The sequence below is a fragment of the Alkalisalibacterium limincola genome (assembly GCF_008017755.1).
GTDB lineage: Bacteria > Pseudomonadota > Gammaproteobacteria > Xanthomonadales > Xanthomonadaceae > Alkalisalibacterium > Alkalisalibacterium limincola.
Genome location: NZ_VRTS01000005.1, coordinates 162,812 through 173,781 on the forward strand (window position 1 = coordinate 162,812; position 10,970 = coordinate 173,781).

Genomic DNA, 10,970 nt, shown 5'->3' on the forward strand with positions numbered 1-10,970 from the left:
CGGCATCGTGTTCCTGCTCATCGGCGGCATGCTGTCGATGTTCATGCGCCTGCAGCTGGCCTGGTCGGACCAGACCGTGCTCGACCATGCGCTCTACAACCAGTTCATGACGATGCACGGCACGACGATGATGTTCCTGTTCGCCGTGCCGGTCATGGAAGGCTTCGCGCTGTACCTGATCCCGAAGATGATCGGCGCGCGCGACGTGCCCTATCCACGCATGACCGCGTTCGGCTACTGGTGCTACCTGTTCGGCGGCATCTTCCTGTATTCCAGCTTCTTCTTCGGCGCGCCCCCGACGGCGGCTGGTTCATGTACACGCCGCTCAGCGGCACGGAGTACACGCCGGGCAAGGGGCCGGACTTCTGGCTGCTTGGGGTGACGTTTGCCGAGATCGCCGCGGTCACCGCGGCGATCGAGCTGATCGTGTCGATCCTCAAGACCCGGGCGCCCGGCATGGCGATCCAGCGCATGCCGCTGTTCGCGTGGTACGTGCTGATCACCGCGTTCATGATCGCGTTCGGCTTCCCGCCGCTGATCCTGGCCAGCATCCTGCTGGAGATCGAGCGCGCGTTCGGCTTCGTGTTCTTCGAGGTGGCGCGTGGCGGCACGCCACTGCTGTGGCAGCACCTGTTCTGGCTGTTCGGGCACCCCGAGGTCTACATCATCTTCCTGCCGGCCGCCGGCGTCGTCTCGACGCTGATCCCCGTGTTCGCGCGGCGTCCGATCGTGGGCTACACCTGGATCGTGCTGGCGGTGATCGGCACGGGCTTCCTCAGCTTCGGGCTGTGGGTGCACCACATGTTCACGATCGGCATCCCGCTGCTGGCGCTGAGCTTCTTCTCGGCCGCGTCGATGGCGGTCGCCATCCCGATGGGCGTGCAGGTGTTCTCCTGGATCGCCACGCTGTGGGCCGGCAAGCCGCAGTTGCGCCCACCGATGCGCTTCATCCTCGGCTTCTTCTTCATCTTCGTCCTCGGCGGCCTGACCGGCGTGATGGTGGCACTGGTGCCGTTCAACTGGCAGGTGCACGACACCCACTTCATCGTCGCCCACCTGCATTACGTGGTCATCGGCGGGCTGCTGTTCCCGCTGTTCGCCGGCGTGTATTACTGGCTGCCGCACGTCACCGGGCGCATGCCGCACGACGGTTTCTCGCGCATGGTGTTCTGGCTGCTCTTCATCGGCTTCAACCTGACCTTCCTGCCGATGCACTTCACCGGCCTTTTGGGCATGCCGCGCCGTGCCTACACCTACTCCGCCGAACTCGGCGCCCACGTGCAGTGGCTCAACCTGGTCTCGACCGCGGCGGGCTTCCTGCTGGCGGTGGGCTTCGTCGCGTTCTGCGTCGATGTGTGGCTGGCCTGGCGCCACGGGCGACGCGCCGGCTTCAACCCATGGAAGGCCTCGACGCTGGAATGGGCGATGCCGACGCCGCCGCCGAGCTACAACTTCGTGTCGCTGCCGAGCGTGGGTGAGCGCGAGCCGCTCTGGGAGCGGCCCGGGATCGCGGAGCAACTGCTGGAGGGTCGCGGCTTCCTGGCGGGCGCGCCGCGTGGCCGGCGGGAAACCCTCGGCACCAGCCTCAAGGCGGGCAAGCCCGAACAGGTCATCACGCTCTCGGACTCCACGCCGATCCCGCTGTTCACCGCGCTGACCATCGTTGGCGTCCTCGCGTTCTTCATCGCCGGCTGGTACTGGGCTGCGGCGGCGTCCTTCATCGGCACGATCGCGATGCTGTGGTGGTGGATCTGGACCACCGGCGACGCCGGTGTGGCGACGATGGTCGATGCCGGCAGCGACGGTGCCCAGCCGCTGACGCTGCCGACCCAGTCGGCCAGCCCGGACGCGCCGGGCTGGTGGGGCACGGCGATGTTCCTGCTTGTCGATGCCTCGCTGTACGGCTCCCTTGTGTTCGCCTACTTCTACCTGTGGCTGTCGGCCGATGTGTGGCCACCGCCCGGCCACGACCTGCCGGGCCTGCTTTGGCCGGCGCTGGGGCTGGTGGTCCTGCTGGCAGGCAGCGCGGCGGCGCACTGGGCCCGTCGACGCAATGCGGCCGACCGTCCGCTGGCGGCCCGTGGCGGACTGCTGCTGGCCTTCGGCCTGCTGCTGGCCTTCCTTGGCACGCAGGCGGCGACGCTGCTCGAGTACGGGCAGGCGCCGCAGGTGCACGCCTACGCCTCGCTGATCTGGGTGCTGGTGGGCTACCAGGGCGTGCATGCGCTGGCCGCGCTGCTGATGGCGGTCTTCGTGTGGCTGCGCAGCCGCCGTGGCATCGCCAGCGCACAGCGGCCGCTGGACTTCCGCGTCCTGACCCTGTTCTGGCACTACACGACCGGCCTCTGGCTGGTCGGCCTGCTGCTGGTGCACCTGTTCCCGCGCGTGGTCTGAGGAGGACGCCATGGCCTTCGCCAACAACCGCAGCCTGGTCGGCGTGATCACGGCGATGATCATCTGGGCCGCGTGGTTCGTGCTGGTCTATGCGCTGACCGGCGTGGGCTGCGATGCGGGCTGGCACACGCGCCGTTTCGCCGGCATCAACCACCTCAGCCTGTGGATGCTGGCCTCGACCGCGGTGGCGGTGGCGCTGATGGCCTGGTGCGCGTGGCGCGGATGGGTCGGATGGCGGGAAAACAACCCTTCCGGCGACGGGCGCGAGGCCGGGCAGCGGCAGCGCTTCCTCGGCATGGTGATGCTGATCCTGGCCCTGCTCGCGATCGCCGGGACGCTGATGATCGCGCTGCCGATCCTGCTGCTCGACCCCTGCGCGACCTGAGCGCGCGCACTGAAAGGACTGACGATGGCCCGACCCCACGAGAAGCCGATACCCAGCAAGGTCGCCTTCAACCAGCACCCGCTGCACCCGATGACGGTGCATTTCCCGATTGCCTTCCTCGGCTTCGTGCCATTGGCCGACCTGGCGTTCTGGTGGCTGGGCGACGCGTTCTGGGCGCTGGTCGCGTTCTGGATGATCGTGGTCGGCTTCGCGATGGGCGTGGTGGCCTCGGTTCTGGGAACGCTCGACTTCATGCTGGTGCGCGCGGTGCGCCAGCACGTGGCCGGGTGGAGCCACTTCATCGCCGCGATCATGACCCTGTCACTGGCCGGCACCAACCTGATGCTGCGCCTGGACGACCCGGTGGGCAGTGCATTGCCCTGGGGACTGTTCACCTCGGTGGCGACGCTGGTGGTGCTGGGCTTCGCCGGTTGGCTGGGCGGCACGCTGACCTTCCGCCACGGCATCGGCACCTATGTCCACGAGGCGGAAGACGACGATGCGGACGAGGACGACAAGCCCGAGGACCCGGTGCGCGAATGAGTGCCCGCGCCGCCCTACACGCCACCCAGCGGCGGCAGCGCACCGGGCTTGGCCGCCGCCAGCGCGACGATGCCCAGGAACAGCGGCAGTGGCAGCCAGTTGAGCACGCGGTAGAACGCGCTGGTGTGGCGGGTGTGTCCATGGCTGAGGTCGACCAGCAGCTGGCCGAAGTACAGGTGCAGCATCACCGCCAGCGCGACCAGCGCCAGCTTCGCCGGCAGCCAGGGGCCCTGGAACCCGTAGGCGATCAGCACGATGCCCAGCACGACGGTGATCACCGCGGCCGGGGTCATGACACCGAAGTACAGGGTCTTGCCGATCGCGTTCAGGCGCGGCTTCTCGTCCTCGCCCCGCCCCCCGGGCCGGTCGGCATGGACGCTGGCGATGAACAGCCGGGGCAGGAAGAACAATGCGGTGAACCAGATCGCCATTGCCGCGATGTGGAAGAACTTCAGCCAGAAATACATCGCGCCTCCGTGTCGCATTCCGCCGCACCGAGCCGGATCGGTGCACGCGGCTACAGCCTAACCGGTCGGGCGCCGGTTTCGGCAATCGCGCTGATGGGGCTGCTGTTTGCCGCACCGGCGCTGGCGCACGCCCCCGATGCGGACGCACCGCCGGACCTGGCCCACGCATGGAGCGCGGACCTGTGGCTGACGCCGCTGTGGGCGGCCAGCCTGCTGCTGTACCTGCTCGGACTGCGCCAGCTGTGGCGCCACGGCTTCGGTCGCGGCGTCGGCCGCGGCCAGGCCCTTTCGTTCTTCTGCGGCTGGCTGGCATTGGGGCTGGCGATGGTGTGGCCGCTGGATGCCCTCGGCGCGTGGTCGCTGGCCGCGCACATGGCGCAGCACATGGTGCTGATGGCCCTGGCGCCACCGTTGCTGCTGGCCGGGCTGCCGGGCGCGGTGTGGCTGGCCGCGTTGCCCTCGTCGGGTGCACGCGCGATCAGTGCGCCGCTGCGCGGACCCGCCGGCCGGCGCACCTGGCGCGTGTTGACCGGGGCGACGCTGGTCACCCTTCTGCAGGCAGCGGTCATGTGGGGCTGGCACCTGCCGGCGGCGATGGAACTGGCCCTGCGCAACGAGCTGGTGCACTACGCGATGCACCTGTGCTTCCTTGTGGCCGGCCTGCTGTTCTGGGCCGCTCTGCTGCGCAGCCTTCGCGAGCCGTCACTGGGGGCAGGCAGCGCAGTGACGGCGATCATCGCGACGATGCTGCACATGGGCCTGCTCTCGGCGTTGCTCGTGTTCGCGTCGCGGCCCCTGTATCCATGGTATTTCGAACGTGTGCCACAGCTGGGCCTTTCGGCGCTGGAGGACCAGCAGCTGGCCGGACTGATCATGTGGGTGCCCTCGGCCCTGCCCTACCTGGTGGGCGGAGTGGCCCTGGTGGCGGCCTGGCTGGCGCGCAACGAACGCCACACGCCCGGCCCCCGTGGACAACAAGGATGAAGCAATGCCGGTTTCGACCCTGAGGATCTTCGCGTGGCTGCTGGCCTACCTGGGCCTGGCCCTGCTGCCGATGGCGGTGGCGATGCTGGGCTCGCGCCCGCCGCCGCGCGAGCTGCTGGTGGAGGCTGGCGCGATGCTCGGCCTGCTGGGGCTGGGGGTGCTGGCCGGCCAATTGGTGATCTCTGGCCGGCACCGCTGGTTCGCCGCGGGGGTGGGGCAGGACAACCTGCTGCAGTTCCACCGCAACACCGGCGTGTTCGGCTGGCTGCTGGTGCTGGCGCATCCGATCCTGCTGATGCTGGGCGACAGCGCCTTCCTGGCGTGGCTCGATCCCCGCGAAGACCTGTTGCGCGCACTGACGATGGCCGCACTGCTGCTGGGCACCACGGTGCTGGCCGTCACCTCGCTGTGGCGCGTGTCGCTGGGCCTGCAATACGAAACCTGGCGCACCATCCACGCCGCGCTGTCGCTGCTGGTCGTCGCCGGCGGGCTTGCCCACGCGCTGATGGGCGCCCACCACACGGCGGGACTGCCGACCCAGCTGATGCTGGTCGGTGTGGTCGGAGTGCCGCTGGCGCTGCTGATTGAAACCCGCCTGTGGCGACCCTGGCGGCTGCGCCGCCGACCCTGGCGCATCGTCGAGATCGAGGAGCGTCGAGCGGAATCCACGCGCCTGGTGCTGCGAGCCGACGGCCACGCCGGCATGCAGTTCCGGGCCGGCCAGTACGCGTGGCTGACCGTCGGCGGCACGCCGTTCTCGCTGCAGCAGCACCCCTTCTCGATGGCCTCTTCACCGACCGACCCGACCCGGCTGGAGTTCATTGCCAAGCAGGTGGGCGACTTCACCGGATCACTCCCCGACCTCGAGCCCGGCACGCGTGCCTTCCTCGAGGGCCCCTATGGTGTGTTCTCGATCGATGTCGAGGCCAACCGCCGCGCGGTGTTCATCGCCGGCGGCATCGGCATCACCCCGATCCTCTCGATGCTGCGCGCCTGCCGCGAGCGCGGCCATTCACAGCCGATGTGGCTGCTTTACGGAAACAACGACGAGGGCGAAATCGTCGCCCGCGAGGCCCTGGAGGACCTGGCCGGCGAGATGCCGTTGACCCTGGTGCACGTGCTGGCCGAGCCTTCCGACGACTGGGATGGCGCCACCGGCTATATCGACGAGGAGCTGCTCGCGCAGGAGCTGCCACCGGACGCCGACGACATCGACTACTTCGTCTGCGGGCCGCAACCGCTGATGGACAAGGTCGAGCCGGCGCTCAAATCACGCGGCCTCGACACCCTGAGGCTGTATTCCGAACGCTTCGACCTGGTCTAGGAGGGACCCATGCTGCACATTCAGGCGAAACGACTCGCGACGGCGGCCAGTCTGGTGCTGTTGGTTGTGGCGCTGGGTACGGCATGGCTCTTCGCCGGCTGAGCACCCCGCCGCCGGTCGGCCCCCGGCCGGCGCTGCGCCACGTCAGCGACACCGAGCCAGGCATCCGTCGTCGTCGCCGGGGCGGTGGCTTCAGCTACGTTGCAGCCGACGGCAAGCCGGTCAGGAGCGCGGCCCAACGGGAACGCTTCGATGCCCTGGGGATTCCCCCGGCCTGGACGGACGTGTGGATCTGCAGCGATCCGCTCGGTCACATCCAGGCGACCGGCCTGGATGCGGCCGGCCGCAAGCAGTACCGCTACCACCCGCGCTGGAGCGAATGGCGTGCGCAGGTGAAGTACCACCAGTTGCTCGCGTTCGGGAAGGCGCTGCCCGCACTTCGGCGCAGGGTTCGGCAGGACCTGGAGGGGCCGCCGGGCGAGGCGGACTTCAGCGTCGCGGCGCTGGTGCTGCTGCTCGACCACGCCCACCTGCGCGTCGGCAGCCGTCGGCACACCCGGCGCAGCGGTACGTTCGGTGCAACGACCCTACGCGCACGCCACGTCGACGTTCGGCCGGACGGCAGCGTCAGGCTGCGCTTCCAGGCCAAGGGCGGCAAGCGGGTGCAGCGGACGTGCGCGACCGGCAGTTGCACCGGGTGCTGCAGAAGGTCGACGACCTGCCCGGACGCGAGTTCTTCACCTGGGTCGACGACGAGGGCAAGGTGCGCCCGGTCACTTCCCAGCAGGTCAACGCCTACCTGGCCGAGGTCGTCGGCGCGGAGGGCGTCAGCGCGAAGACCTTTCGAACCTGGGCGGGCAGCGTGGCCGCGGTCGCCGAGGCCCGACGCGGGCCACCGCCCCTGACCATCAAGTCGCTGACACGCGCGGCGGCCGAGCGCCTGCACAACACGCCCGCGATCTGCCGCTCGTCCTACATCCACCCCCTGGTGCTGGCCCTGGTCGACCTGCCGGCCAAGGAGCTGCAGCGCCGCCTGGGACGGCGGGCTCCGGGGGGCGCCGCGTGGCCTGGGTGCGGACGAGCAGCGCCTGCTGCGCCTGCTGGAACAAGCGGCGTAGGCGCGAACGGCCGCGCGGACCCGGACCCGGCCAGCCTCAGGCGGATTTGCGCTTGCTTGCGGTCGATGCCCGCGATTTCGCCGGGGCCTTGGTGGCTGCGGACTTCTTCGAAGCCGCTTTCTTCGCGGTGGACTTCCCGGTACCTGCCTTCGTCGGGGCGCGTTTCGCGGTCGCGGACTTCTTCGCGGAGGGCTTCTTCGGGGCAGGTTTCTTCGAGGCGGCCTGCTTCGTGCCGCGTTTGTCCGGGCCCTTCGTCCGCGCGGCCTTTTTCGCGGGTGTGCGCTTGTTCTCCGACAGGCTCTTCTTTAGCAACGACATGAAATCGACCACGTTGGTGGCGGCATCGTCGGGCACCGCCACCTCCTCGTCGACTGCCGCACTGGACCCGGTGGACTCCACGCGCTCGCGGATGATGGCCGCCAGGCGGTCCCGGAAATCATCCCGGTAGTCGTCGCCCGACCACGGCGTGGACATCGATTCGACCAGCGACTTGGCCATCTCGATCTCCTTCTTGGAGATCCTGTATTCCGACGGTGCCTTGTCGGGGAGCGCGTAGTCGGCTGGATCGACGAGTTCCTGCGGGTAGCGCATCAGGATCAGCACCAGCGCATCGTCCTCGGGTACGACGGCACACAGGTATTCGCGGGTGCGGATGACCACCCGCGCCACACCGGCCTTGCCCGTTTCCTTGAGTGTTTCACGCAGCAGCACGTAGCCTTTCTCGGCCTTCTTCCCGGGTACCAGGATGTAGGGCTTGTCGAAGCTCCTCGGGCCCAGTTCGCCAACGTCGACGAAGGCCTCGATATCGACCGACTCGTGGCGCTCCGGGGCGGCGGAGGCGATGTCCTCCTTCTCGATCACGACGTAGCTGCCCTTCTCGTACTCGAACGCCTTGACGATGTCGCCCCAGGGGACCTCCTCACCCGTGTCGGCGTTGACCCGCTCGTAGCGGATCGGCGTGTTGTCGCGCGAATCGAGCATGCGCAGGCTGAGGTCCACCTTGCGTTCCCCGGCCATCAGCGCCACGGGCACGTTGAGCAGGCCGAAGGAAAGGTTGCCGGTCCAGATCGGGCGTGCCATGGGGAGTCTCCATCAAGCAGGGGTGGGGTCAGGGTTCGAGGTGGCCGTCCAGCAGGTCTTCGATCGGCCCCAGGCCCTGGCGCAGGTCCCGCCAGTTTTCCCAGGGATGGCTCTTGAGCCGTGCCAGACGCAGTCCGGCACGACGCAGGTCGAAATGCGCACCACCCTCCATGCGCCCAAGTTCGTTCCAGCGCAAGGGCATCGCCACCGGCGCCCCCGGGCGGGCGCGCAGCGAGAACGAGGCCACCGCGGTGGCACCGCGCCGGTTGCGCAAGTGGTCGATGAAGATCCGTTCCTCGCGCTTGCTTCGCGTGGCGGTGGCCACGTAGCGCCTGGGCTGCATCAGCGCCATCGTCCGGGCGAAGGCGGCCGCGAATGCGCTGGCGCTATCCCAGGGACTGGCCGGCCGCAACGGGGCGACCACGTGCAGGCCCTTGCCGCCGGTGGTGCGCACGAAGGACTGCAACCCGGCCTCGGCCAGCAGGTCGCGCACCTGGCGCGCGGCGTCCACGACCGCGCGCCAGGCGATGCCAGGCCCCGGATCGAGATCGAACACCAGCCGGTCGGCGCACCCGGGGTCGGCGTCGGTCGCACCCCAGGGGTGGAACTCCAGCGCACCGAACTGCACCAGTTCCATCAAGCCTTCGGCGTCGCGCACGACGATATACGGTTCGCGCCCGCCGTCCGTCTCCTCGATGCGCACCCGGTCCACCCGTGACACGCCCGCCGGCGGTGCTTCTGGAAGAAGCATTCCTCACCGATGCGCCCGGGCAGCGCAACACCGAAAGCGGGCGGTCGCGCACCTCCGGCAGGATCCAGTCCATCGCCGTCCGGTAGAACGCCGCCACGTCGGCCTTGGTCCAGCCGTCGTCGGGATACAGCACCCGGTCGGGATTGGAAACGGCCACCCTGCTTCCGCCCGCCTTGCCTCCGGCCTTCCGCTTCGTGGCGCGCTTGCCGGCCGGGGTGGGCGGCACCGCGTCGGTCGGCATCGGCTTGCCTCCGGCCAGGTCGGCCGCGGATTTGTCCAGTCGCAAGGCCTTCAACGAAGGTTGTCGCAGCAGGCCGCTGGAACTGATGCCGCGCGAGAACACCTCGATCACGAACGCAGGCGGCACCCATCGGGCCCGGGACAGTTCGGGCTGGTGGCCGGGCACATGCACGGTCGGCTCCCCTACCTGCTTGGCCGCGAGCCTGGTGGCCAGCGTGGCCAACTGCGCATCGGTGAACCCGCTGCCGACGCGTCCGGCATAGCGCCAACCGTGCGTGGGATCGGGCGCGGCCAGCAGCAGGGATCCGATCCGGCCGTCGCTGCCGCGCACCGGCAGCTGGCCGACGACGGCGAATTCCTCGCTGGCGACGGCCTTGAGCTTGATCCAGTCGTCCCCACGGCCAGGCCGGTAGGGCTGGTCCGCGCGCTTGGACACGATGCCCTCGAACGATTCCTTGACCGCCAGTTCGAACGCCTCGCACGCCTTTCCCTCGATGTGCGCGCTGAAGGAAACCCCTGCCGGCGCACGGTCGAGCACGCTCTGGAGAAGGGCCTTGCGCTGGCGCAGCGGTGCGGCGGTGATGTCGACATGGTCGATGCGCAGCAGGTCGAAGGCGACATAGGCCAGAGGTGCACTGGCTTCCCCGGACAGCACCTTCTGCAGGAGGTTGAAGTCCTCGATGCGGCCGCCGCCCACGATCACTTCCCCGTCCAGCAGCGCGTCCTCCATTCCGACCGCCTCGATGGCGGACACCACGGACGCCATCCTCGAGGTCCATTCCTGTCCGGTGCGCGACCAGATGCGCACTTCGCCGCCATCGACCGCCACCAGCATCCGGTAGCCGTCCCATTTGATCTCGTGCACCCAGTCGCCACGCATCGGCGCACGCCGCCGCAGCGCCGCCAGCTGTGGCTCGACCGGCCCCGGGGGATCGTCGACCACGACGGCGCCGGACAGTTGCAGGGCCGCCTTGCGCCAGTGCGTGCATCGCCGGCCGCGTGCCACCATCGACGGCCGGCGCGCTGGCGCCTCGTCGAGCAGGTCGTCGGCCTCCACCGGACCGGCATGGCGGTCGTCGTCCTTGAACAGCAGCCAGCGCGACTTGCGGCCCGCTGGCCCGGTGCGGACCAGGTGCCATCCGCCCCGCAACCGGTCTCCGGCCAGATCGAAGCGCAGGTGGCCCTCTGCCAGCTGCTCGACCGCATCGCCATCGGTGCTCCAGGTGCCGCGATCGAAGATCGCGACCTTTCCGGCCCCGTACTCGCCCCGCGGGATCTCGCCCTCGAAGTCGGCGTAGTCGAGCGGATGGTCCTCGACCTCGACCGCCATGCGCCTGACCCTGGGATCCAGGCTGGGCCCCTTGGGCACCGCCCAGCTGCGCAGCAGCCCGTCGACCTCGAGCCGGAAGTCGTAATGGCGGCGACTGGCGTGGTGAAGCTGCACGACGAAGACGCTGCGACCGGTGCGCATTCCCGGGGCCCGCGGCGCAGGCTCGCGCGTCCGGGAGAAATCACGCTTTCTCGAATAGACCTCGAGGCTCATGGCCGTCCCTCTTCCCTGGCGACAGACCGTGCGCAGACCGCCAGCGCAAGACTCCAAGCGCGACGGATTCCCTGCGTCGGAATTCCATCCTACGACCACGAACGTGAATTTTTCCGATGCGCCGCGGGCAGGGCCCGGCTC

6 protein-coding genes and 4 pseudogenes are annotated in these 10,970 nt (G+C 69.2%); 7 read left to right on the forward strand and 3 right to left on the reverse strand.

Translation table 11 applies throughout. The features are described 5' to 3' along the window. Window positions 1-37 precede the first annotated feature (37 nt). From ctaD to FU658_RS08820, 3 genes and pseudogenes are all read left to right on the forward strand, one after another. A pseudogene (gene ctaD, locus FU658_RS08810) lies at window positions 38-2,394 on the forward strand (cytochrome c oxidase subunit I). A gap of 10 nt (window positions 2,395-2,404) precedes the next feature. Beyond that, window positions 2,405-2,779: a hypothetical protein gene (locus FU658_RS08815; protein ID WP_147891743.1), complete on the forward strand. Its 375-nt coding sequence runs from the start codon at window positions 2,405-2,407 to the stop codon at window positions 2,777-2,779. Window positions 2,780-2,803: 24 nt separating this feature from the next. Beyond that, on the forward strand, window positions 2,804-3,322 hold the full coding sequence (locus FU658_RS08820) for a DUF2231 domain-containing protein (RefSeq protein WP_147891744.1): 519 nt from the start codon (window positions 2,804-2,806) through the stop codon (window positions 3,320-3,322). 14 nt (window positions 3,323-3,336) lie between these two features. Here FU658_RS08820 and FU658_RS08825 read toward each other — a convergent pair whose 3' ends face one another. Then, the gene (locus FU658_RS08825) at window positions 3,337-3,789 is read right to left on the reverse strand and encodes a CopD family protein (protein ID WP_187266019.1); all 453 of its coding nucleotides are present in this window, start codon (window positions 3,787-3,789) and stop codon (window positions 3,337-3,339) included. Between the two features lie 93 nt (window positions 3,790-3,882). On the opposite strand from FU658_RS08825, the gene FU658_RS08830 reads away from it, so the two are divergent. The 4 genes and pseudogenes from FU658_RS08830 to FU658_RS16040 all read left to right on the forward strand — a co-directional run. Continuing rightward, complete coding sequence (locus tag FU658_RS08830) at window positions 3,883-4,773, forward strand: cytochrome c oxidase assembly protein (protein WP_147891746.1); 891 nt, start codon at window positions 3,883-3,885, stop codon at window positions 4,771-4,773. A gap of 4 nt (window positions 4,774-4,777) precedes the next feature. Then, window positions 4,778-6,097 carry a ferredoxin reductase family protein gene (locus FU658_RS08835; protein WP_147891747.1) on the forward strand — a complete coding sequence of 440 codons (1,320 nt, stop codon included), beginning with the start codon at window positions 4,778-4,780 and terminating at the stop codon, window positions 6,095-6,097. A gap of 83 nt (window positions 6,098-6,180) precedes the next feature. Further along, window positions 6,181-6,759 (forward strand): annotated as a pseudogene (locus FU658_RS08840) (DNA topoisomerase IB); the annotation flags it as partial. Window positions 6,760-6,794: 35 nt separating this feature from the next. Then, window positions 6,795-6,908, forward strand: a pseudogene (locus FU658_RS16040) (DNA topoisomerase IB); the annotation flags it as partial. Window positions 6,909-7,251: 343 nt separating this feature from the next. Here FU658_RS16040 and ku read toward each other — a convergent pair. Both ku and ligD read right to left on the reverse strand, forming a co-directional pair. Continuing rightward, entirely contained in the window at window positions 7,252-8,295 is a 1,044-nt protein-coding gene (gene ku, locus FU658_RS08845) for a non-homologous end joining protein Ku (RefSeq protein ID WP_147891748.1), read from the reverse strand. A 28-nt stretch (window positions 8,296-8,323) separates the two neighbouring features. Further along, a pseudogene (gene ligD / locus FU658_RS16045) lies at window positions 8,324-10,829 on the reverse strand (DNA ligase D). Between the last annotated feature and the right edge of the window lie 141 nt (window positions 10,830-10,970).

Coding starts and splice junctions, on each gene's coding strand:
- FU658_RS08820 (WP_147891744.1), top strand. CDS start 2,804: ATGGCCCGACCCCACGAGAAGCCGATACCCAGCAAGGTCGCCTTCAAC.
- FU658_RS08835 (WP_147891747.1), top strand. CDS start 4,778: ATGCCGGTTTCGACCCTGAGGATCTTCGCGTGGCTGCTGGCCTACCTG.
- FU658_RS08815 (WP_147891743.1), top strand. CDS start 2,405: ATGGCCTTCGCCAACAACCGCAGCCTGGTCGGCGTGATCACGGCGATG.
- ku (WP_147891748.1), bottom strand. CDS start 8,295: ATGGCACGCCCGATCTGGACCGGCAACCTTTCCTTCGGCCTGCTCAAC.
- FU658_RS08830 (WP_147891746.1), top strand. CDS start 3,883: ATGGGGCTGCTGTTTGCCGCACCGGCGCTGGCGCACGCCCCCGATGCG.
- FU658_RS08825 (WP_187266019.1), bottom strand. CDS start 3,789: ATGTATTTCTGGCTGAAGTTCTTCCACATCGCGGCAATGGCGATCTGG.